Origin of the sequence: Pseudomonas sp. ITEM 17296 (assembly GCF_028895205.1) — a bacterium.
GTDB classification, from domain to species: domain Bacteria; phylum Pseudomonadota; class Gammaproteobacteria; order Pseudomonadales; family Pseudomonadaceae; genus Aquipseudomonas; species Aquipseudomonas kermanshahensis.
The window spans coordinates 15859-37320 of record NZ_WJRS01000004.1 but is presented as its reverse complement, the minus strand read 5'-3'; the positions used below and the strand labels follow the sequence as shown (position 1 = coordinate 37320).

General features: G+C 63.2%; 18 protein-coding genes. 9 read left to right on the top strand and 9 right to left on the bottom strand.

The window, feature by feature from the left end:
* The first annotated feature begins 22 nt into the window (after nt 1-22).
* The 3 genes from GIB19_RS06125 (at nt 23) to GIB19_RS06115 (ending at nt 4561) form a co-directional block, all read left to right on the top strand.
* Nucleotides 23-1966, top strand: coding sequence for a GGDEF domain-containing protein (locus tag GIB19_RS06125; RefSeq protein WP_274884332.1), 1944 nt, complete (start codon nt 23-25; stop codon nt 1964-1966).
* A gap of 79 nt (nt 1967-2045) precedes the next feature.
* Nucleotides 2046-2834: an N-acetylmuramoyl-L-alanine amidase gene (locus tag GIB19_RS06120; RefSeq protein WP_027591969.1), complete on the top strand. Its 789-nt coding sequence runs from the start codon at nt 2046-2048 to the stop codon at nt 2832-2834.
* 107 nt (nt 2835-2941) lie between these two features.
* On the top strand, nt 2942-4561 hold the full coding sequence (locus GIB19_RS06115; protein WP_099428015.1) for an EAL domain-containing protein: 1620 nt from the start codon (nt 2942-2944) through the stop codon (nt 4559-4561).
* Between the two features lie 15 nt (nt 4562-4576).
* Here GIB19_RS06115 and GIB19_RS06110 read toward each other — a convergent pair whose 3' ends face one another.
* Together GIB19_RS06110 and algB are read right to left on the bottom strand one after the other, a co-directional pair.
* Nucleotides 4577-6355, bottom strand: coding sequence for a KinB sensor domain-containing domain (locus GIB19_RS06110; protein ID WP_099428016.1), 1779 nt, complete (start codon nt 6353-6355; stop codon nt 4577-4579).
* On the bottom strand, nt 6352-7698 hold the full coding sequence (gene algB / locus GIB19_RS06105; RefSeq protein ID WP_274884329.1) for a sigma-54-dependent response regulator transcription factor AlgB: 1347 nt from the start codon (nt 7696-7698) through the stop codon (nt 6352-6354). Before algB ends, GIB19_RS06110 begins: the two co-directional genes overlap by 4 nt.
* A 209-nt stretch (nt 7699-7907) precedes the next feature.
* Between algB and GIB19_RS06100 the strand changes: the two genes are divergently transcribed.
* The 6 genes from GIB19_RS06100 (at nt 7908) to GIB19_RS06075 (ending at nt 13449) form a co-directional block, all read left to right on the top strand.
* Nucleotides 7908-8729, top strand: a complete 822-nt coding sequence (locus GIB19_RS06100) for a BON domain-containing protein (protein WP_027591965.1) — start codon at nt 7908-7910, stop codon at nt 8727-8729.
* A 174-nt stretch (nt 8730-8903) separates the two neighbouring features.
* Nucleotides 8904-9194 carry a hypothetical protein gene (locus tag GIB19_RS06095; RefSeq protein WP_085272104.1) on the top strand — a complete coding sequence of 97 codons (291 nt, stop codon included), beginning with the start codon at nt 8904-8906 and terminating at the stop codon, nt 9192-9194.
* A 55-nt stretch (nt 9195-9249) separates the two neighbouring features.
* The gene (locus tag GIB19_RS06090) at nt 9250-9411 is read left to right on the top strand and encodes a DUF1328 domain-containing protein (RefSeq protein ID WP_003252966.1); all 162 of its coding nucleotides are present in this window, start codon (nt 9250-9252) and stop codon (nt 9409-9411) included.
* 2 nt (nt 9412-9413) lie between these two features.
* Complete coding sequence (locus GIB19_RS06085; RefSeq protein ID WP_027591963.1) at nt 9414-9884, top strand: inhibitor of vertebrate lysozyme family protein; 471 nt, start codon at nt 9414-9416, stop codon at nt 9882-9884.
* 763 nt (nt 9885-10647) lie between these two features.
* Nucleotides 10648-11976, top strand: coding sequence for a glutamate/aspartate:proton symporter GltP (gene gltP, locus GIB19_RS06080; protein ID WP_027591962.1), 1329 nt, complete (start codon nt 10648-10650; stop codon nt 11974-11976).
* Between the two features lie 243 nt (nt 11977-12219).
* Nucleotides 12220-13449, top strand: coding sequence for a nucleoside recognition domain-containing protein (locus GIB19_RS06075; protein ID WP_027591961.1), 1230 nt, complete (start codon nt 12220-12222; stop codon nt 13447-13449).
* On the opposite strand, the gene GIB19_RS06070 is transcribed toward GIB19_RS06075, so the two are convergent.
* The 7 genes from GIB19_RS06070 to GIB19_RS06040 all read right to left on the bottom strand — a co-directional run bounded on the left by GIB19_RS06070 (nt 13431) and on the right by GIB19_RS06040 (nt 21309).
* Nucleotides 13431-14054 carry an ABC-type transport auxiliary lipoprotein family protein gene (locus tag GIB19_RS06070; protein WP_027591960.1) on the bottom strand — a complete coding sequence of 208 codons (624 nt, stop codon included), beginning with the start codon at nt 14052-14054 and terminating at the stop codon, nt 13431-13433. The genes GIB19_RS06075 and GIB19_RS06070 overlap by 19 nt on opposite strands.
* Nucleotides 14051-14989: an MlaD family protein gene (locus GIB19_RS06065; RefSeq protein WP_027591959.1), complete on the bottom strand. Its 939-nt coding sequence runs from the start codon at nt 14987-14989 to the stop codon at nt 14051-14053. The genes GIB19_RS06070 and GIB19_RS06065 overlap by 4 nt, the downstream gene beginning before the upstream one ends.
* A 3-nt stretch (nt 14990-14992) precedes the next feature.
* Nucleotides 14993-15784, bottom strand: coding sequence for an ABC transporter ATP-binding protein (locus GIB19_RS06060; protein ID WP_027591958.1), 792 nt, complete (start codon nt 15782-15784; stop codon nt 14993-14995).
* Entirely contained in the window at nt 15781-16914 is a 1134-nt protein-coding gene (locus GIB19_RS06055) for an ABC transporter permease (protein WP_027591957.1), read from the bottom strand. Before GIB19_RS06055 ends, GIB19_RS06060 begins: the two co-directional genes overlap by 4 nt.
* A 143-nt stretch (nt 16915-17057) precedes the next feature.
* A complete protein-coding gene (locus GIB19_RS06050; protein WP_238209788.1) occupies nt 17058-18080 on the bottom strand; it encodes a DUF5924 family protein in 1023 nt (340 codons plus the stop codon).
* Between the two features lie 133 nt (nt 18081-18213).
* Nucleotides 18214-19620 carry a M16 family metallopeptidase gene (locus GIB19_RS06045; RefSeq protein ID WP_238209786.1) on the bottom strand — a complete coding sequence of 469 codons (1407 nt, stop codon included), beginning with the start codon at nt 19618-19620 and terminating at the stop codon, nt 18214-18216.
* Between the two features lie 30 nt (nt 19621-19650).
* Nucleotides 19651-21309 (bottom strand): Na/Pi cotransporter family protein, encoded by a 1659-nt coding sequence (locus tag GIB19_RS06040; protein ID WP_099428020.1) that lies wholly within the window; start codon nt 21307-21309, stop codon nt 19651-19653.
* Nucleotides 21310-21462 lie beyond the last annotated feature (153 nt).

The window sequence follows — 21462 nt, the reverse complement described above, 5'->3', positions numbered from 1 at the left end:
ATCACCGTTTGCGGGCCCGGGCATGACTGACGACGCTGAGCGCTGGAAAGAGAAATACCTTAAGAGCATCGAGCAGCAAGAGAAGCTTGAACGCCGTTGGGACGCGCGTCTCGACCTGTTGCGTCGTGGGCTGGTGCGCAGCACCCTGGCTGCCGAAGGCAGTGACAAGGTGGTGGACCAGTGCATGAAGGAAATGCGCGAGGTCATCCGCAGCGACAACATGGACGCAGGCCTTGCCGGGCTGATTCCGCGCCTGGAAAAAGCCGTGCTGGATTCCGAGCAACGCCGGGAAACCCGCATGAACCAGGTCAGCGATGCGCTGACGGCGCTGGTCACCCAGCTGCAAGGCTTGCCGCTGCCAAGCGACATTTCGCGGCCGCTGAAAAAACTGGCGAAAAAACTCGACGGCGGGGTTGCCCAGTCGCGTGAGCTGCCCCCGTTGCTGGGGGAGCTGAGTGGCCTGCAAGGTCGCGCGCTGGATGCGTTGGGCAAGCCTGAAGAAGAGCGGCCAGGCTTTTTGCAGCGCTTGTTTGGTGGTCGTGACAGCGAGCAGCCCGACGAAGCAGAGGTTGCACTGGCGGCAGCGCCTGTTGTGGCAATGGCTGAGGCCGTGGCGCCGCCCGTTGCCGCCCCCGTTCAGCACGTTGCCGAAGACCCGCAGCCCGAGGATGTAGACGCACTGCTGCCCTTGGCACCCCCAGCACTGGCTGAGCCAGCCTTGGTAGCGGAGCTGGAAGGGCCGGCACTGATCGAAACCGCAGACGTGCCGAGCGCGCCACAACCCGAGCCTGTGCCGGATGAGGCGCCAGCGCCAGAGCCAGCCCTCAGCCAACCCACGCCAGAGGCCGTACCGCCGCAGACGCTGGAAGAAACGTTCGGTGAAGATGGCCCCTATGCCCTGCCCTACGCGGTAGAGCCGCCCTACAGCCAAGTGGCCGCCCATATCGAGCAGACCCTGATCGGCCTGCTCGACGACCTCAGCCTGCCCGAGCGGCACAAGGCCCAGGCCCTGGAAATGCGCGAGCGGGTGGCGCGGGGGCTGAATTGGTACGAACTGATCCCGGTGCTCGACGACTTGGCGGTGCTGATGCTGGCGATCACCGACAGCGGCCAGCACGAATTCGAGACCTACCTGCAACAGCTCAACGAGCGCCTGGAAGGCTTCCAGAGCCACCTGCACGAAGCCAGTGCCGGGCATGCCGACAACAGCACCGCCGCCGAGGCACTGGATACCCAGTTGCGTCAGCAGGTCGATGGGCTGCAGAGCAGTGTGAAAGGCGCCGCCGACGTGGACAGCCTCAAGCACATCCTGGAAAACCGGCTCGAGGGCTTGCTGGTGACCATGGACGAGCACAAGCATGAGCGTGATCGCCGCGAGCAGGAACTTGCCGGTCGCCTGCAGGGCCTGTCCGAGCGCGTGGCGAACATGGAGCACGAGGCGCTTGGCTATCGCGAGCACCTTGAAGAGCAGCGGCAAAAGGCCTTGCTCGACCCGCTGACCGGCCTGCCCAATCGCGCGGCCTGGAGCGAGCACCTGGAACGCGAGATGCTCGACTGGCATGAAAACGGCGGCCACTTGGCCATGGCGATTCTCGACCTGGACCACTTCAAGCGCATCAACGACAACTATGGGCACCTGGCGGGTGACAAGGTGCTGAAGATCGTCGCTGACCAGCTGCGCAAGCGCCTGCGCGGGCGCGACTTCATCGCCCGCTTTGGCGGTGAGGAATTCGTCCTGCTGTTCCCGCAGACTTCACCCGCCGCGGCCGCACAGATGGCTGAGCTACTGCGTGCGACCATCGAAGCCTGCCCGTTCCATTTCAAAGGCGAGCGCGTGGTGATCACCGCCTCCATTGGCTTGGGTGCATTCCGCTCCGGCGAGCGCGGTGACCAGGTGCTCAAGCGCGCCGACACCGCGCTGTACCGTGCCAAGGACTTGGGGCGCAACCGTGTCGAGCAGGGGTAAGGGGCGGCACTGACTCACGGCGAGCACAGGCCATTCAGAGCACGTTATACTGTAGCGCTTTCACGCTGAGGCCGCCGACGTGCTTTCCACCGTTAAAAAAACACTGCTCACCTGCTTGCTGGTTGCTGTTGCGGGTTGCTCGACGGGCCTGCGCATCGACCGCAGCCACCCGTCGGCCAACCAGGACGAGCGTATCCAGTTTGTCGTCCTGCACTACACCAATGCCTCGCTCGAGCGCTCATTGGCGCTACTGACCCATGGCGAGGTCAGCAGCCACTACCTGATCGGCGATGGCCCGGCCACGGTCTATCAACTGGTGGATGAAAGCCGCCGCGCCTGGCACGCCGGTGATAGCCAATGGCAAGGGCGCACCTGGTTGAATTCGACCTCGATCGGGATCGAAATCGTCAACCCGGGGTTCACCGACACGCCGAATGGCCGAGTCTGGCACCCCTACAGCGAAGCCCAGGTTCAGGCCTTGATCGCGCTGCTCAAAGACATCGTCAAACGCAACAACATCGACCCCCGGCATATCGTTGGCCACAGCGATATCGCGCCGTTGCGCAAGCTCGACCCAGGCCCGTTGTTCCCGTGGAAGCGCCTGGCCGACGCGGGTATCGGTATCTGGCCGGAGCCTAACGCAGTGGCGCGGCAACAAGCCTTCTTCAGCGTCAACCCGCCGAGCGTGAGCTGGTACCAGCAGGAGTTGGCGCGGTTTGGTTATGCCATCGCGCAAACTGGCGAACTCGACGTGGCCACCCGGCATGTGATCGCGGCGTTCCAGATGCGCTTCCGCCCACAACGCTTCGATGGCATGCCCGATGCCCAGACGGCCGCCATGCTGCAAGTGCTCAACCGCATGCGTTGATGCAGGGGGAATGGGCTGCGCAGCAGCCCTTGACCCGTTAATCGCCCAACGGCGAGGATGATTCTCGATTCAGTTGCTATACCTTGGTAATCAACTGGATGCCCTTGATGTCAGCCCTCATCGCCACGCTGCGCCAAATTTTTTACCGTCCCTGGATGCTGGCCTCACTGGCAGCACTGGCCAGCGCCGCACTGTTGCTCACCGCCAGCATCGGTATTGCCCTGCAGCAGATGAAACAAAGCGAGAGCGAACAGATGAATGCGCAGGGCGAGCGCTTTCTCGATCGCCTTGAGCAGGTATTCGGCCAGCTTCGTGAAGGGGTCGACACCCTGCAGGCACAGCCCTTGCGCGGCTGCAGCCCAGAGATGCTGGCGGCATTGCAGCAGGTGGGCCTGAGTTCACGCTTCATTTATGAAGCCGCGTACGTCGATGCCCATGTCGCCTGTTCCAACCGGGGGGATGAACGGGCCTTCGAGCCACTGCGCGCGCCTGACATCAAGGGGCCGACCTACAGCTACTGGTTGAACACCACGATCGAGCCCGACGAAAACCTGGCGGCCCTGATGCTGGGGCGTGGCAATTTCGTGGTGTCCACGTCGCGCGGGCACCTGACCGATGTTGTCGACCTGCCGCCCGGTGGCAGCCTGGTGGTGGTGCTGGACAACGGTACCCGGGCCATCCCGGTACTAGGCCCGCCGCAGGTGTGGCCACCGCCCTCGGCCTGGTCGGCCAGCCACAAGTCGCTGCTCGAATTGAGCGACCGCCTCATCTACCGCATGCCGACCAAATCGCCGGATTACCAACTGGTGCTGATTGCGCCACGCGCCAGCCTGCCCCTGCGCATGAACGGCATGCTCTGGCTGCTGTTCCCTGGCAGCGTGCTGGCCGCCTGCTGCATTGGCTGGCTGGTGTTGCAGCTGATTCTGCAGCGCCGCTCGATGAGCTCGGAGCTGCAGAACGCACTGCGCCGGGGCGAACTGCAGGTGCTTTACCAGCCAATCATCGAGCTCGACACACGGCGTTGTGTCGGTGCCGAGGCCCTGGTGCGCTGGCGCCGCCCGGATGGCACCTTGACCAGCCCGGACCTGTTCATTCCGTTGGCCGAAAATACCGGGCAGATCCGCCAGATCACTGACTTTGTCTTGCAGCGGGTGCTTGAGCAGTTGGGCCAGTTGCTGCGTTCGCACCGCAACCTGTATATCTCGGTAAACCTTGCGGCGTGTGATGTGATGGTCCCGCGCATTGGCCGGGTGGCGGCGCGGCTGCTGGCCTTGCATCGGGTGGCGGCCAGCCAGATCGCCTTCGAGGTGACCGAACGCGGCCTGATCGACGTGGTGGTAGCGCGCGACAACCTGCAGGCCCTGCGTGCGGTGGGCCACCAAGTATTGATCGACGATTTTGGCACGGGTTACTGTAGCCTCGCCTACCTGCAGACGCTGCCCGTGGACTGCCTGAAGATCGACAAGGCCTTCATTGATGCCTTGGGGCACGATGCCGCCAGCAGTGGTGTGGCCCCGCACATCATCCGCATGGCCCACGACCTGCACCTGCGGGTGATTGCCGAAGGCATCGAATGCGAAGACCAGGCGGTGTTGCTCAACAGTGAAGGGGTCAATTACGGCCAGGGCTGGTTATTCGCCCGGCCGTTGAACGCCCGCCAGTTTGCGGAACTGGTGACCCGTGGGTGGCGGGCGGTGCCGGCGCGGCGGGGTACCGATGAGTCTTGAGGGCAAACCCTGTCGTCAGACCGGCAGCGCCATGTAGAACTGAGTACCCTGCCCCGGCCGGGAAAACACGCCCATTCTGCCGCCGTGCAGTTGCACGATTTCTTTGCACAACGCCAGGCCAAGCCCCGCGCCACCTTTTTTGCGCCCGACCTGCACAAAGGGCTCGAAGATGCGCCCTTGCTGTCCATAGGCGATACCCTCGCCATTGTCTTCGACACTGATGATCACCCGCTCCGCATGCCGCCTGGCGTGAAGCCGTATACGGCCACCGCTGGGGGTATGGCGGACGGCGTTGTGCAGCAGGTTGTCCAGCACCCGGTCGAGCTGGGCGATGTCGGCCTGAATACGTGGCAGCGGCAGTTCCAGCTCCTTGATCAACTCGATCTGTTTGTGCGCGGCCTGCTCGTTAAAACGCAGCTGCGCGCGCTCCAGCAGTTCATCGATGGCACAGGGGGCGAGGTCGAGCTTCTGCAGGCCGCTCTGGTAGCGGGAGAAATTGAGCAGGTCGTTGATCAGTTGGGTCAGCCGCTGCATTTCCTCGCCGATGGTCTCGAGCAGGTCGTACTCGCGCGCCTCGGGCGGGAACTTCACCCGCTCACGCAGCAGGCCGAACGCCATGTGCATGCCCGTGACCGGGGTGCGCAGCTCGTGCGAGGCACGCAGCACGAACTCGCTGCGTACGCGCTCGAAGGCCCGTTGCTCGGTGACATCGTGCAGCACCATCACCGCACCCAGGATCGGCCCCTGGGGGTGGCTGACCGGTGTCAGGCTGTAGGTCAGCAGGCGGGTTTCTTCATCGACGTCGATGTTCAGGTCGTCGGGTGGGCGATCTAGGCTGCCACCGCGCAGCACCTGGCGTAGCTGTTGCTCCAGCTCCGGGCGTTGCAAGGCTTCGGCCAGGGTGTTGCCCAGGCGGCTGTCGCTCCAGCCCAGCTGGCGCTGCGCCACAGGGTTGAGGTGTTCCAGGCGGCCTTGGCGGTCAATGATCAGCAGGCCATCGTCGATGCTGTCGAGCACGGCCTGCAGGCGTTGCTGGCCGGCCAGCAGTTCATCGACGTTGGTTGCCTGGTGCTTGCGCAAGGCGTCGGCCATGAGCCCGAAGCGGCGGGTCAGCTGGTTCAGCTCGATGGCCTGGGTGACTGGCAGCGTCACATCGAAGTCGCCCTTGCCGAGTTGATCGGCCGCCTTGGCCAAGGCTTCGATCGGTTGGCCGAAGCGTCGCGCGATGTTGTGCGCCGTGATGAAACCCAGCACGAGGATCACCAAGCCCATCAGGCCAAGGACGCCGCTGACCATCAAGGCGCGATCGCGGGTATGTTCCTCGCTGCGGGTAATGTGATCCAGTGCTTGCTTGTGGGCGTCGATGAGGTCGGTGCGCACTTGGTTGAAGGCAGCCCCCAGGGGCTGGTCCATACCCATGCTGCGCGCCGGTGCGGGGCTGTCGCGGTAGGCCTCGAGGAAGGTCTGGTAATTGCTGCTGGCCTTGCTGAAGCCGGTGCGTTCGCCGCCTTGTTCAAGCCCTTGGTTGAGCAGGGACTGGAAGTTGTCTTGCAGCACTTGCAGGCTTTGCGGCGCGGTGTCCTCGTCAAGGATCAGGGTCAGCTGTTCGCCGAGGTTCTGCCGCAATTTAAGCCCCACTTCCAGGGCGTGGGTGGTGTCTCGCACGAGCTGCTGTTGCACCGAGGCCATCTGCAGCACGCTCACCAGGCCCAGCATCAGGCCGAGCAAGGCCACCGTGACCAGCGCCGAAATGCTGAGGAAAAGCCGCGTGCGCAGCTTCATCTGCCACTTCATAGGTTGTACTGCTTACGTTTGCGATACAGGGTCGAGGCATCGATGCCCAGGGTTTTGGCGGCCTGGTCAAGGGTATCGCTGGCAGCCAGCACCGCGCCGATGTGGGCGCGCTCCAGTTCATCCAGGCTCAAGGCTGCGCCAACCCGTGGTGCGTTGCTGGCCGGTTGTTCGCCCATGCCCAGGTGGCTGATCTCGACGCGCTCCTGCGGGCAGATGATGCTGGCGCGTTCGACCACGTTGCGCAGTTCACGGATGTTGCCAGGCCAGCGGTAGTTGAGCAGGGCTGCACGGGCTTCGTCGCTGAAGCCGCGGGCGGGCCGGGAATATTCCTTGACGAAGCGGGCCAGAAAACGGTCGGCCAGGGTCAGGATGTCTTCGCTGCGCTCGCGCAGGGGCGGCAGGTGCAAGGTGATCACGTTCAGGCGGTACAGCAGGTCTTCGCGGAAGCGGCTTTCGCGCACCATCTCCTCGAGGTTGAGGTTGGTGGCAGCCAGAATGCGCACATCGGCGCGTCGGGTGACCGGGTCACCCACGCGCTCGTACTCCTTGTCCTGGATAAAGCGCAGCAGCTTAGGCTGCAAGGTCAGTGGGAAATCACCGATTTCATCCAGGAACAACGTGCCTCCGTCGGCCTGGCTGACCCGGCCAAGGGTGCTCTCGCTGGCACCGGTGAAGGCGCCGCGGGTATGGCCGAACAGCTCGCTTTCCATGAGCTCGGCATTCAGCGAGGGGCAGTTGATGGTGACGCAGGCTTTGCGCGCACGCTTGCTCCAGCCATGAATGGCGCGGGCCAGCTCGCCCTTACCGGTGCCGGACTCGCCCAGGATGAGGATGTTGGCATCGGTGGTTGCAACCTGACGCGCCGTTTCCAGCACCACCATCATGGCCGGGCTGTGCGAGTCGAGGCCGTCCTTGGGTTTGCGCACCTCGCCTTCAAGGGCTTCGAGGCGTGCCGACAGTTGGCGCACTTCCAGCTGTTTGGCGGTGGCCAGGCGCAGCTGGTCTGGGCTGCAGGGCTTGACCAAGTAATCGGCCGCCCCTGCCTGGATGGCATCCACCGCGGTGTCGATCGCCGAATGCGCGGTCACGATCACCACCCGCATCCAGGGGGCCTGGATGCGCATCTGCGCCAGCACGTCGAGGCCGTTGTCCTCGCCCAGGCGCAGGTCGAGGAAGCACAGGTCGAACACCTGGCGTTGCAGCAAGGTTTCGGCTTGGGCGGCACTGTTGGCGGTGGCCACGCTATAGCCTTCGTCTTCGAGGCAGTAGCGGAAGGTGCGCAGGATCGCGGACTCGTCATCCACCAGCAGAATGCGGCCTTGGTTGTCCTGGGCTGATTCCATTTCCTGCGCTCCTTAGGATAGATCTTCAATTAGTGTGGGAAAAATCGGGCAAGTTGCATGGTCAATTCTGAAGGATTCTGTCCTTTGCATGCTAGCCAATGGCCAAAGTAAGCCCGAAAACCGCGATATCTCGATGATTTGCTTAGAGCTACGCGCTGGCACATTGGTTGCGACTATTTTCTGTTTTTGCCAACAAAGGAGGCACAGCCATGCCCTTTTCCCCACGACTGGCCGTGTTGGCGGCCACCTTGCTGCCGGTATTGACCCCGGCATTCGCTGACCCTGTGCAGGACGCCCGCCTGGAGGGCTCGCTGCAAACCGCGTTATCGCTCAACAGGATGCTCAACCCGTTTCGCATCGATGTCGAGGTGGACGGCCAGCAGGCGCGGCTGACCGGTGAGGTCGAGAACGATGTCGAGCGCCAGTTGGCCGAGCATGTCGCCCTGGCTACCCGCGGTATCGAAAAGGTGGACAACCAGTTGAAGGTCAATGCGCAGCTGGTGGAGCGCCCGCTGGAATTGCGGGCTTATGCACAGCGGCTGGAAGATGCAACGTTGGCTGCCGTGATCAGGGCACGGCTGCTGTGGAGCCGCACGACCGAGAAAGCGCCTATCGAGGTGCAAAGCAGCGATGGCGTGGTGACGCTTCGCGGCAGGGTCGACAGCGCAGAGGCCAAGGAGCTGGCCGGGGTGGTGGCGCGGACCACCGACGGCGTGCACCTGGTCAACAACCTGGTCAGCCTGGACACCGCCGCCATGGCCAAGGCTCGCGAGAACCCGGTGGGTGCCCCGACCGGGCCGCAACCCAGCGATAGCTGGATCGTCGACAAGATCCAGAACAGCTTCCGTTTCAGCCGCAACCTCGATGGCCTGAACCTCAAGGTGGCCAGCCAAGAGGGCCTGGTGCGGCTGTCGGGAGAGGTGGTCAGCAGCGAGCAGAAAACCATCGCCGTGGAGATCGCCCGGCAGATCATCGGCGTGCGTGGTGTGGACGCCGACCTGCTCAAGGTCGCGACCAAGGTCGAGGGCTGATCGTGCAATTCGCACGACGCCAAGGACGGCATCGTGCAGGATACGTCCTTCGGTGCCATGTGTGATTATCTTAAGTATCTGATTTTAAAGCAATTTTATTGAATTCAAAGGCTGGCATGCAGGCTGCAATTACCTGTTCAGGTTTGAACAACAATTACAGCAGGAGGAGCCGGCATGAACCGCCAATCCGTCAACCGCTCGCAGAACGCCGCACTGCCTTTGCGCCAGTTCCTGTTTCTCGGCATGGCGCTGCTGATGACTTTGGCCGCCGGCCTCTTCTACTACAGCTGGCAGACCGCGCGTCTGGCGGATCAAGTGGCGGCGCAGACCGCGCTGTTGACGCAGATTCAGGCAACCCGTGCCAGCACCCTGGTCAGGGCGGCTGACCCGCTGCCTTCGCCTAAGGCCAATGCTTCGCCGGCCACCGTAGAAACTGTCGTACCCCAGGATCGCTGGGTGTTCTGAGCCTGTCCTGGACCCCTAGGGCCGGATTGATTTCAAAAAAGAAAGGAGAACCACCATGCTGAGTTGGGCTATCACTTTCCTCATCATCGCCATTGTCGCCGCCGTACTGGGCTTCGGTGGTATCGCTGGCGCCGCCACGGGTATCGCGAAGATCCTGTTCATCGTCTTCCTGGTCCTGTTCGTAGCCTCCTTCTTCTTTGGACGTGGTCGAGGTTGACGATGAGCAGGAAGCTTTGCACTGCCCTGGCTGCCGCCTTGTTGCTGGGCGGCAGTGCAGGGGCGATGGCGGCCAATGACGGCCAGGTCCGGGTCGACCAGTTGCTCGGCTCGGACCCTGAATACCGGGAAGCCTGGGAGGACACGATCAAGGGCGAGGAACGGCTGCCCGATTGGGTAGTCAACCTCACCGGCAGTGCCCAGGAGCAGATGTCGGCAGTCACCGAGGACGGCGACCAGTACCTGGTCGGCCCCCTGTGCGAAACGGCGGACAACTGCACCTACAAACGCCTGATCGTGGCGTTCAGTTGGGACAAGGACGATGCCTACGGGATGCTCGTGGAGGTACCCGAAGGCTTGCCGAGCGACAAGTCGCCTACCCGTCATGCGCAGTACCGCTGGCTTGGTAAGCCGGATGACGGCATGAAGGCGATGTTGCGCGAGCAACTCAAGCGTGACCCGAAATGGTACTGAGCGTTTAGTCAGCGCTGATGAACGGTAACGCACTGTCACGTAATAGAAGCTGAACCTTTTTATAGTTCAGGCTTCTATGATGCGCCGCCCCGAGGAGGGGCAGCACATGACCATGGGGCCGGGCTGTTCTGATTGTTGCAAGATCGGAGTGGCCTAGGGGTACAGGGAGTGCCTCCAGTATTGGGCCGGGTCAGGAAAGGCGGAATCGGAAGCCTCAGGTCGGGGGTGTCATCGGGGACACCGCACCGACCTGACTTCCGAGGAGCCATCAGCCATTTCATCAATGCCATCGTCCAATGGCCCCTCTTGCGTGTTTTTCGCTTCGGGACACATTTTGTCTCGACCGTACATCACATTTTTTTTCCGTTCGATGCCGCTGCCGCAAGTGTCATTTCGGCCATTCGGATTGTCGAACAAGCCATTCATCCCCCTCCCTATGCACTGCCATATCGGCCCAAAAATGGCGCTTTGGTCTTGTTCGGGTTTCCGAACGTTATAAATCAAGCACTTGCGACATGCCATTTTCAGCGTAAACCGTTATGCAGTATCGGCATGGGGTATGCGTTTCCGGCATTAGATTTCCCCCTTCCCCATCGCAATAGTTGCCGCCTTTTCGCTGGCCCGAGCGCCCTGTCGCTCGCTCGCGGTGTCCTTACATGAGGTCGCCGGACGGAAGCTTTTTCGCTCACCGTGACGTTGCCAACGGCTCTGTTACGCGCGTTTTCGTTCGACGCCCATGACCACTAGAACAAAGGGTAAAGACATGAAGAAGGCAAAACTGAGCCTCGCCTGGCAGATCGTTATCGGTCTGGTCCTGGGCGTTGCAATCGGCGCGCTACTGAATCATTTCAGTGCGGAAAAGGCATGGTGGATCAGCAACGTCCTCCAGCCCGCTGGTGACATCTTCATTCGCCTGATCAAGATGATCGTCGTCCCGATCGTGATTTCGTCGCTGATCGTGGGCATCGCCGGAGTTGGCGACGCGAAGAAACTGGGCAGCATCGGCCTCAAGACCATCATCTACTTCGAAGTGGTGACCACCATCGCCATCGTCGTCGGTCTGGTGTTGGCCAACCTGTTCCACCCGGGCGCCGGCATCGACATGAGCACCCTGGGTACCGTGGACATCTCCAAGTACCAGGCCACCGCGGCCGAAGTGCAGCATGAGCACGCGTTCATCGAAACCCTGCTGAACCTGATCCCGTCGAACATCTTCGCAGCGCTGATGCGTGGCGAAATGCTGCCGATCATCTTCTTCTCGGTAATGTTCGGCCTGGGCCTGTCGAGCCTGCAGGCAGAACTGCGCGACCCGCTGGTGCGTACCTTCCAGGCTGTGTCGGAGACCATGTTCAAGGTCACCCACATGATCATGAACTACGCCCCGATCGGCGTATTCGCCCTGATCGCCGTCACCGTCGCCAACTTCGGCTTCAGCTCGCTGCTGCCGCTGGCCAAGCTGGTGTTGCTGGTGTACTTCGCCATCGCCTTCTTCGCCTTCATGGTGCTGGGCCTGGTGGCGCGCGTGTTCGGCTTCTCGGTGATCAAGATCATGCGCATCATGAAAGATGAGCTGATCCTGGCCTATTCCACCTCCAGCTCCGAAACCGTGCTGCCACGGGTGATCGAGAAGATGGAGAAGTACGGTGCGCCGAAGTCGATCTGCTCGTTCGTGGTACCGACTGGCTACTCGTTCAACCTCGATGGTTCGACCCTGTACCAGAGCATCGCGGCAATCTTCATTGCCCAGCTGTACGGCATTGACCTGTCGTGGAGCCAGCAGCTGCTGCTGGTCCTGACCCTGATGGTCACCTCCAAAGGCATTGCCGGTGTACCGGGCGTATCCTTCGTGGTACTGCTGGCGACCCTGGGCAGCGTAGGCATCCCGCTGGAAGGCCTGGCCTTCATCGCCGGTGTCGACCGCATCATGGACATGGCCCGTACCGCACTGAACGTGGTCGGCAATGCCCTGGCCGCGCTGGTTATCGCACGCTGGGAAGGCATGTACGACGCTGCCAAGGGCGAGCAGTACTACGCTTCGCTGATGGCCGACAAGCAGGAAGCTGCAGTGGTTGGCCAGACCGCCAAACGCTGAAGCTAACGCGTTGAACAAAAAGCCCCGACTTGTCGGGGCTTTTTGCTATCTGTTGTAAAGCACACCGGCCTATTAGGAGCAGCCTTGTGCTGCGAAGAGGCCGGGGCAGGCGCTGAGAACAGAACAGTTGTCACCGGCCTCTTCGCAGCACAAGGCTGCTCCTACAGGGGGGTGGGCTACGTTTGGCGCTAATGAACAGCTCGATACGCTATCATTCGGGCATTTTTCAGGGGGAATACACGGATGCTCAACGGCCTTTGGCTCGGCTTTTTCCTGGTGGCGGCCGTGTCCGCCCTGGCCCAATGGCTGATCGGCGGTAACGCCGGCATCTTCGCGGCGATGGTCGAGAGCATCTTTGCCATGGCCAAGCTGTCGGTGGAGGTGATGGTCCTGCTGTTCGGCACCCTGACCCTGTGGCTGGGCTTTCTGAAAATCGCCGAGAAGGCCGGCATCGTCGAATGGCTGGCCAAGGTGCTTGGCCCGCTTTTCGCCAGGCTGATGCCAGAGGTACCCAAGGGCCACCCTGCCCTGGGCCTGATCACCATGAACTTCGCCGCCAATGGCCTGGGCCTGGACAACGCGGCCACGCCGATCGGCCTGAAGGCCATGCGGGCGCTGCAGGAGCTGAACCCCAGCAGCACCACCGCGAGCAACGCGCAGATCCTGTTTCTGGTACTCAACGCGTCGTCGCTGACCCTGTTGCCGGTGACCATCTTCATGTACCGCGCGCAACAAGGCGCGGCCGACCCGACGATGGTGTTTCTGCCGATCCTGCTGGCCACCAGCGTGTCGACCCTGGTCGGCCTGCTGTCGGTGGCCGTCATGCAGCGCCTGCGTTTGTGGGACCCGGTGGTACTGGCGTATCTGATCCCCGGTGCGCTGCTGTTGGGCTGCTTCATGGCCTTTCTCGGCACCTTGTCGGCGGCCGCGCTGTCGAGCCTGTCGTCGCTTCTGGGCAACCTCACGCTGTTTGGCGTGATCATGCTGTTTCTAGTGATCGGCGCGCTGAAGCGGGTCAAGGTGTACGAAGCCTTTGTCGAAGGGGCCAAGGAAGGCTTCGACGTGGCCAAGAACCTGCTGCCTTACCTTGTGGCCATGCTGGTGGCGGTGGGTGTGCTGCGCGCCTCGGGCGCCCTGGAGCTGGCGCTGGATGGCATTCGCCATGCGGTGAACTGGATGGGCCTGGATACACGCTTCGTTGAAGGCCTGCCCACCGCGCTGGTCAAGCCGTTCTCCGGCAGTGCCGCGCGGGCGATGTTGATCGAGACCATGCAGACGCAAGGCGTGGACAGCTTCCCGGCGCTGGTCGCAGCGACCATCCAGGGCAGTACCGAGACCACGTTCTATGTGCTGGCGGTGTACTTCGGTGCGGTGGGCATCCAGCGGGTGCGCCACGCGGTCGGTTGCGCACTGCTGGCGGAGTTCTCCGGGGTGGTCGCGGCGATCTTCGTCTGCTACTGGTTCTTCGGCTGAGCCTGCGCGGCCTGGGCGACTGTCCAGGCCACCACCTGCCCTGCCAGCTGGTCGCTGGCCGCGCCGAAGCCTGCGACGACAGCCGCGACCTGCTTGTCGGCCAACGGCCGGCGGATTTCGAACCGTTTGCTGGCCAGGATGCGCTGGCTACGGCCCTGGACCAGCCGGGCATCGTAACGAATCACCACCTCCACTGCCCCGTCCGGGCGGTACTCGCTCTGAAACGCCTGCAGTTCGCCGGCCAGCTCGTAGTCAGCCTGCAGGTTGCTGTCGTCGGCGCTCAGGCGCTGCACCTGGCCGTCACGCTGGAACCCGTCGAGCAAGCGGTTGCGCAGCAGTACCGGCACAGCGTCGCTCCAGCGTGCGCCCTTGTAGCTGCTGACCACGTCCCCTTGTGGAATCACCGTGATCCGGGGGCCGGCCAGCACTTCGCTGGCCAGCGGTTTGTTCAGCCGCAGCGACCAGTCCAGCGGCGTGGCAACGCGGCTTGGCTGGTTCACGGGCAGGCGATAGAGGTCCACAGGTTCGCTTGGCGGCAGGATCGAGCAGGCACTGGCCAGGCTCATCGCGGCCGCCAGGGCCAACAGGCGCAGCGAAGGTTTCATGGCTGGAACTCCTTGTTGTTGTCGCGGCCGAGCAGGTAGCCGCTCGGGTCGGCCTCCAGTTGCCGGGAAATGCCCTTCAGTGCGTTGAGGGTCTCGCGCAGCTCGCGGATTGCGGGGGTTAGCTGGTTCAGGCCCTGGGCACCGTCGCCAATGGCCTCACTGTTGTTCTTGAGCAGTTGGTTGATGGTTGCCGTGCTGTCGGCCAGCGACTGCATGGCCTGCCCGGCATTGCCGATGGCTTGCTTGCCTTCGCTGCCGAGCAGGCCGTTGGCGTTGCGCATCAGTGCCTGGGTTTCGGCCAGGGTGGCGCTGGCCTGTTTGCCAACCTGCACCAGTTGCTCGATGGCCTGGGCAATGCCGCCGTTCTGGCCGGCGAAGGCACTGGTGGTCTTGTCGAGGTTGGCCAGGGTGCTGCTGAGGTGGCCAATGTTGTCGTCAGAGAACATCTGGTTGGCGTTGTGCAGCAGCAGGTTGATGTTGGTCACCAGGTCGCTGCTGTCGTTGAGCAGGCGTGAGATCGGCGAAGGCGAAGCGATGATCACGGGCAACTTGCCGTCCTTGCCCTTGAGCTCCGGGCTGTGGGGCGTGCCGCCGCTGAGCTGGATGAACGAGTTGCCGGTGACCCCGGCCAGGGTCAGCTTGGCCTGGGTGTCTTCCTTGACCGGTGTGTCGCCGCTCAGCCGTACGCGGGCGAGCACGCGGCGCGGGTCTTTGGGGTCCAGGCGCAGGGTCGACACGTCGCCGACCTTGATGCCGTTGTACTGCACCGGGCTACCCCGGGACAGGCCCGAGACGGCTTCGTTGAACACCACTTCGTAATCCTTGAAGGCATCGTCGACACTGGACTTGGTCAGCCACAGGCCGAACAGCATGGCACCGGCCACCACCAGGACGGTGACCAGGCCAATGAGGACATGATGTGCTCGGGTTTCCATCGTTCAGCGCTCCTGCCTCGGGCGGGCGGCGGCCTGTTCGGCTGCACGCCCGCGGGGGCCGTGAAAGTATTCTTGAATCCAGGGGTCGTTGGCTTGCTCGACCTCGGCCAGGGGGCCGGCCACCAGCACCTTCTTCTGCGACAGCACCGCGATGCGGTCGGTGATGGTGTAGAGGGTGTCCAGGTCGTGGGTGATGAGGAACACCGAGAGGCCCAGTGCGTCGCGCAGGGTCAGGATCAACTGGTCGAACGCGGCAGCGCCGATCGGGTCGAGGCCCGCGGTGGGTTCATCGAGGAACAGGATGTCCGGGTCCAGGGCCAAGGCGCGTGCCAGCGCCGCGCGCTTGATCATGCCGCCGGACAGCGAGGCCGGGTATTTGTCGGCGGCCGAAATCGGCAGCCCGGCCAGGGCCAGCTTTACCCCGGCCAGGTGCTCGGCATCCGCGCGGGACAAGCCAGCATGCTCGATCAGCGGCAAGGCGACGTTTTCGGTGATGGTCAGCGACGAGAACAGCGCACCCTTCTGGAACAGCACGCCGAAGCGCCGCTCAACCAATGAACGCTGCTCTTCGCGCAGCTCGGCCAGGTCTTGGCCGAATACCTTGATCTGCCCTTCGTTGGGCCGGCGCAGGCCAATGATGCTGCGCAGCAGCACCGATTTGCCGCTACCCGAGCCGCCGACCACGGCCAGGATCTCGCCCCGGTACAGGTCCAGGTCGAGGTTTTCATGCACGCTCTGGCTGCCGAAGCGGTTACAGATGCCCCGGGCCTCGATGACTGTTTCGCGCCCGCTCACCAGCCCATCTCCATGAAGAACAGTGCCGCCACCGCGTCCAGCACGATGACCACGAAAATCGACTGCACCACTGCCGAGGTGGTGTGTGCCCCTACGGATTCTGCGCTGCCACTGACCTTGAAGCCTTCAAGGCAGCCGATGGCCGCGATCAGGAAGGCAAAAAACGGCGCCTTGGCGAGGCCGACGAGGAAGTGCTGCACACCGATGTCGGTTTGCAGCAGCGACAGGAACATGGCCGGCGAGATATCCAGCGACAGCGCGCAGACCACCGCGCCGCCGACGATGCCACAGATCATCGCGAGGAAGGTCAGCAGTGGCAACGAGATCAGCAGGGCCAACACCCGGGGCACGACCAGCAACTCCATCGGGTTCAGGCCCAGGGTGCGGATGGCGTCGATTTCTTCGTTGGCCTTCATCGAGCCGATCTGCGCGGTGAAGGCACTGGCCGTGCGGCCGGCCATGAGGATGGCAGTCAGCAGCACGGCGAATTCACGCAGGAACGAGAACGCCACCAGGTCGACGGTAAAGATGGTCGCGCCGAAGGCAGCCAGCACCGTGGCGCCAAGAAACGCCACCACCGCGCCTACCAGGAAGGTCAGCAAGGCCACGATGGGGGCGGCGTCCAGGCCGGTCTGCTCGATGTGAGCGACCACCGGGGTAAGCCGCCAGCGGTGCGGCTGGAAGGCCCTTCGCAGCAGGGTTTCCAAAATCAGGCCGACGAAGCCGAGCAATTGCCGGGTGTCTTGCCAAAGGGTATTGACGGCACGGCCGATACGCTCCAGCAGCAACAGCAGCACCGGGCGTTCTGCTTCCTTGACCGGGATGCAGTAGTCCTGGACGGAGCAGTAGACGTTCTTGAGCAGGGCGCGGCTGGCGTCGGGCAGGCTGTCGGTGCAATGGGACAGGCGCTCGGAACCGAGCAGTTCGGCCAGCAGCGAGGCGCCGGCGGTGTCGAGGCGGCCCAGTTGGCTGAGGTCGGCAACGGTGTCGCTGCTGCATTGCGTGCGCAACTGGTCGCTTTCGCGCTTGAGGCTGGCGTAGTGGGCCAGGGTCCAATCACCGGTTATGCGCAGGCAGGCGGGGTGTTGATTGGTGTCCAGGGTGGCACTGGGGGGGGTCATAGGCTCCATGCAACTGACTCGGCGCTAAGGCTTAGGGGCTGATCATAGCGCAGAGGGCATGGGCTGGTTTGTTGATTATGTGCTGAGTGGGGGCGCTTGGGGCCGCTTTGCGGCCCATCGCAGCGGTTCAGCGCCCCGGCAAGCCCCAACCATCACTTCGTCGCAGTGTCGTCGACCACCTTGAAGCGCAGCACACCAATCACCTGCCCGTCTTCGGTCAGCACCCTCACCTGCCATTTGCCCACCGGGTTAGGCGGGAAGTTCTGCTTGTGGGTCCAGGCGCGGTAGCCTTCCTTGCGCCCACCGTGGATGTCCAGGGCAATACGGTCGACTTCCGTGCCGTCCTTTTGCCACACGTGATAGATCCGCTCGTTCAGGCCTCGTGGTGCGTTGATCGAGGTGTACGCATACAACCCGCTGCTCTTGATGCGGCTGGCAGCGATCTCGTCCAGCGACTCGCCGGGCTGGCGGTTGAGCACTTCGGTACTGACGGCCACTTCGGTCATCCACAGCGTCGCCGGTGGTACCCAGGAGCGTAGCAACCAGCCTCCGGCACCGACCGACAGCGTCACCAGCACCAGGGCCACGCCGCGCCGCCAGGTGTTCACCGGGAAGCTGCTGGCCAGGCTGGGGAACGACAGGGCCATGGCGATGATCAACGCCAGCTTGAAGCTCTGGGCGGTGGTCAGGTGCAAAATGATGGGCAGCGCGGTCAGCAATGCTGCGAACAACGTCAGGGTGTGCAGCGCGAGGAACAGCCAGCGCCGTGGGGCCAGCCACTTGTAGTACAGCGGGTCGACGATCGAAATCAGCCCGGCAGCGCCCAGCAAGCCGGTAAACACCAGCTGGCCGCTGTTCCAGGTGGTGGTGATGAAGAAGAACGGCAGGACGAAGAACAGGGTTTCCTGGTGGATCATCTGCGTCGCGTAGCGCAGCAAGGGCTGCGGGATTTCGCGGTTGAAGGTGCGGGCGAACAGGCCGGTAAGGGTGTTTTCCAGCATCAGCCAGACCCAACTGACCAGCATCAGGACGGCTACCCAGCTGGCAAGGCCGGCTTGGCGGTCGACCAGGATGAAGCTGCCGATGCCAGAGAGGAAACCCCCGAGCGCAATGATGCCGGGGTAGCGTTTAAGCAGTTCGATGACGCGCTGGACGAAGCGGGGAATTGGGGGCATGGGTCTACAACAGGAGAGATAGGGTGGCTGTGCCGGCCGCTTCGCGGACAAGCCCGCGCCCACAGGGGCAATGTCTACCGTTGTGGGAGCGGGGCCGCGAACAGGCCGGTACTGGCTAAAGGATACCGCCGAATCACTTCTGCCGTGTAGCACCGCTCGGTGGTTGCGGGGTGTGCCGGCGCCAGCGCAGCAACCCTGCCGCCAGGATCAGCCCCAGCAGCAGGGCGAGCAGCCCGTACAGCTCGTCGTAACCCAGCAGCGGTTTCTCGATGCGCAGGTAACCCGGGTCCTTGAGCAATTCCTTCAGTGCCTCATTGGCCTGTGCCAGGCTGACCTGGCGCAACTTGCGCGCAGGGTTGGCAAAGCGGCCGTCGGTGTAGTCGTTCAACGCGCCCCAGTAATAGTCGGCCAAGGCACTGTTGCCTTGGGTACTCCAGCTTTCCCGGGCAACGCTGGCGTCCTTGATGCGGGCGAAGGTATCCGGGTCGAGGCCTTCCTTGCGCAGGTGGTCGAACAAGCCCTGCATCACCTTGACCGCCTTGTCGATGTCGTCGCGTTCCAGGTCGGCGTTAAGGCTGAGCATGCCACTGTCGCCGAAGCTTTCGCGCTGCACCGATGGGCCGTAGGACAGCCCATTGCGCAGGCGCAACTGGTCGTACAGTGCCCAGTCCAGGTAGCGTGACAGCAGGTCGAGGGTCGGCTGGTGGTCGTTGTCCAGCACCGGCTCGATGAACAGCCAGTGCAACTTGACGCTGTCGCCCAGCCAGCCGCGGGTCAGGTCGCGGCGTTGTTCGGCCTGCTGGCTGATGCTCTCGAGGTTGCGGCGCTCTTCCGGTTCGGTGGCAGGCAGCTCGCCAAAGGTCCGCTCCAGGTAGGCCGGCAGCAGGCGGTCGAGGCCACCGACCAGGATCAGGGTCATGTTGTTGGCCGCGTACCAGCGGTCGCGCAGGGCCTGCACCTGTTCCAGGGTCATGTCGTCGATGTTCGAGCGCTCGGCGCACTTGAGGCCCAGCTCGGTGGCCAACTGGTCACTGGCGGGGTGGCCGATGTCCTGGCGGTCGAGCCAGCGCTGCAGGTGGCCATAGTGGCCGCCATCTTCGCGCTCGATGATTCTTTTCGCCGTGGCCAGGGCCTTGGCGTCGATCGGGGTGTCGCGGATTATCGCCAGCAGCAGGTCGAGGACTTTTCGCTGGTTGCGCGCCGGCGCTTCGATCACGAAGGTGGTATCGGCGCTGCTGGTGTAGGCATTCCACTCGCCGCCCAGGGCTTGCAGGCGCTCTTCCAGGCCGCCCTCGCCCGTTTCGTCGATGCCGCTGAACAGCAAGTGCTCGAGCAAGTGCGGCAGCTCTTTCTGCTCGCAACTGAAGTCATCCAGGCCGACCCCCACCACCAGGCGGATGGCCACGTGGTCGCGTTCATAGCCGTTCTTGAGGATGACCTGCAGGCCGTTGGGCAGCAGGTAGCCTTCAACCCGCGAGCGGTCGAGGGCGAGCGTGGGCAGGCTGCAGATCAGTAGGCAAACGAACATCAGGCAACGCATGGGCGAGCTTGGATCTCCTGGTTGGCGAAATCACGGCAAGCGGGCTTCGTCCGGCACGCTGTCGAGCATTAGCCCGCCCGTGTCCGAGCCACCGAGTACCACATAGGCACTGCTGCAGAACAAAGAGTTCAACCGCTTCATGTCTGCGATCAGCTCCAAGTGTAGCGAACTGGTCTCGATACTTTGCACCACCTTGCGTTGCAGGCGGCTGACATGGGCGTGAGCAAGGCGCCGTTCCTGTGCACGAAACCGGCGTTTTTCACGCAGCAACAGCTGCGCGCTTTCGGGGTCGGCGCTGAGGAATACGGACAGGCCTAGGCGCAGATTCGACAGCAACTGCTCCTGCAGGCCGGTCAGTTCCTCCAGGCCGACCTGGGAAAACTCGCGGCGCTGGCTGGTTTTCTGCTGCTGGACTTTGCGCAGCATGCGTTCGACCAGGTCGCAGGCCAGCTTGAGGTTGATCGCCAACTCGATGATTTCGGCCCAGCGCCGGTTATCGCGCTCGCTGAGGTCCTCCCGCGTCATCTGCGCCAGGTACAGTTTGATGGCGCTGTACAGGGCCTCGGCATCCTCGGCCAACGCGCGCACCTGCTGTGGCAGTGCGGCTTGCGTGCCGCGCAGGGCCCCGAGCATGGCTTCGAGCAGGCTGTCGACGATGTCGCCCAGGCGCAGGGTTTCGCGGGCCGCGTTGGCCAGTGCCAGGCTGGGCGTTTCCAGCGCTGAGGCATCAAGGTGGCGCGGGCGTACTTGGCCATTGCCGTTTTCGCGCTCGGGCAGCAAGAAGTTGCACAGCCGGCCCATGGGTTTGACGGTTGGCAGCATGAGCAAGCAGCGCAGGGTGTTGTAGAGCAGGTGGAACCCGATCACTAGCTCCTGAGGGCTGAAGCTCAAGGTGTCCATCCACTCCACCAGTGGGTGCAGCACCGGAATGATCAGCAACAGGCCGAACAGCTTGTACAGCAAGCTGCCCAGCGCGACGCGCCGCCCGGCGGCGTTCTGCATGCTGGTGCTGATGAAGGCCAGCAAGCCGCTGCCGATGTTGGCACCCACCACCAGGCCGATGGCCACCGGCAGGCTGATCACTTCAGCGCCGGCCAGGGTCGCGGTGAGCAAGACCGCCGCCAGGCTGGAATAGGAGATCATGGCGAACAGCGCGCCGACCAAGGCGTCGAGCAAGATGTCGCCGGTCAACGACGCGAACAGGACTTTCACGCCCTGGGCATGGGTGATGGGCGCAGCGGCCTGCACGATCAGCTCCAGGGCCAGGATGATCAAGCCAAGGCCAATCCCTACCCGCCCCAGCTGGCCGACGCGGGTTTGTTTGCGCGAGAGGAAGAAGATCACACCCAGGAAGATCAGCAGGGGCGACAGCCACGACAGGTCGAAAGTCAGTACCCGGGCCATGAGCGCGGTACCGACATCGGCGCCAAGCATGATCGCCAAGGCCGGTGTCATGGCCATCAGGCCTTGGCCGACGAAGGATGTGACCAGCATCGCGGTGGCGTTGCTGCTCTGCACCATGGCGGTTACCAGAATCCCGGCGATGAACGCCAGGGGGCGTTTGTTCATGTTCTGGCTGATGATGCGGCGCAGGTCAGAGCCGAAAACCCGGAGGATGCCGGTACGCACGATGTGTGTGCCCCAGACCAATAGCGTCACGGCCGAGAGCAGGTTGAGCAGGGTCAGCATGGCGAAGCCCCCTGTTGCCAATGGCCCATGTGGGCCAATAAGTGGAGCGTGGGCGTTTTGGAAAATTTCAGTGCCCACTCAAAGCTTTAGTTGTTTTGTGCAGCGCTTGCCAGCTTCGCATGGCTGTCGGCGATTTGAAACAACCGGTCATGA

What these genes read in the sequence shown, in the direction of transcription:
- GIB19_RS06050 (WP_238209788.1), bottom strand. Translation starts at nt 18,080, where the DNA reads ATGCCCCCAATTCCCCGCTTCGTCCAGCGCGTCATCGAACTGCTTAAA.
- GIB19_RS06095 (WP_085272104.1), top strand. Translation starts at nt 8,904, where the DNA reads ATGAACCGCCAATCCGTCAACCGCTCGCAGAACGCCGCACTGCCTTTG.
- gltP (WP_027591962.1), top strand. Translation starts at nt 10,648, where the DNA reads ATGAAGAAGGCAAAACTGAGCCTCGCCTGGCAGATCGTTATCGGTCTG.
- GIB19_RS06125 (WP_274884332.1), top strand. Translation starts at nt 23, where the DNA reads ATGACTGACGACGCTGAGCGCTGGAAAGAGAAATACCTTAAGAGCATC.
- GIB19_RS06110 (WP_099428016.1), bottom strand. Translation starts at nt 6,355, where the DNA reads ATGAAGTGGCAGATGAAGCTGCGCACGCGGCTTTTCCTCAGCATTTCG.
- GIB19_RS06045 (WP_238209786.1), bottom strand. Translation starts at nt 19,620, where the DNA reads ATGCGTTGCCTGATGTTCGTTTGCCTACTGATCTGCAGCCTGCCCACG.
- GIB19_RS06115 (WP_099428015.1), top strand. Translation starts at nt 2,942, where the DNA reads ATGTCAGCCCTCATCGCCACGCTGCGCCAAATTTTTTACCGTCCCTGG.
- GIB19_RS06090 (WP_003252966.1), top strand. Translation starts at nt 9,250, where the DNA reads ATGCTGAGTTGGGCTATCACTTTCCTCATCATCGCCATTGTCGCCGCC.
- GIB19_RS06040 (WP_099428020.1), bottom strand. Translation starts at nt 21,309, where the DNA reads ATGCTGACCCTGCTCAACCTGCTCTCGGCCGTGACGCTATTGGTCTGG.
- GIB19_RS06055 (WP_027591957.1), bottom strand. Translation starts at nt 16,914, where the DNA reads ATGGAGCCTATGACCCCCCCCAGTGCCACCCTGGACACCAATCAACAC.
- GIB19_RS06070 (WP_027591960.1), bottom strand. Translation starts at nt 14,054, where the DNA reads ATGAAACCTTCGCTGCGCCTGTTGGCCCTGGCGGCCGCGATGAGCCTG.
- GIB19_RS06085 (WP_027591963.1), top strand. Translation starts at nt 9,414, where the DNA reads ATGAGCAGGAAGCTTTGCACTGCCCTGGCTGCCGCCTTGTTGCTGGGC.
- GIB19_RS06075 (WP_027591961.1), top strand. Translation starts at nt 12,220, where the DNA reads ATGCTCAACGGCCTTTGGCTCGGCTTTTTCCTGGTGGCGGCCGTGTCC.
- algB (WP_274884329.1), bottom strand. Translation starts at nt 7,698, where the DNA reads ATGGAATCAGCCCAGGACAACCAAGGCCGCATTCTGCTGGTGGATGAC.
- GIB19_RS06100 (WP_027591965.1), top strand. Translation starts at nt 7,908, where the DNA reads ATGCCCTTTTCCCCACGACTGGCCGTGTTGGCGGCCACCTTGCTGCCG.
- GIB19_RS06065 (WP_027591959.1), bottom strand. Translation starts at nt 14,989, where the DNA reads ATGGAAACCCGAGCACATCATGTCCTCATTGGCCTGGTCACCGTCCTG.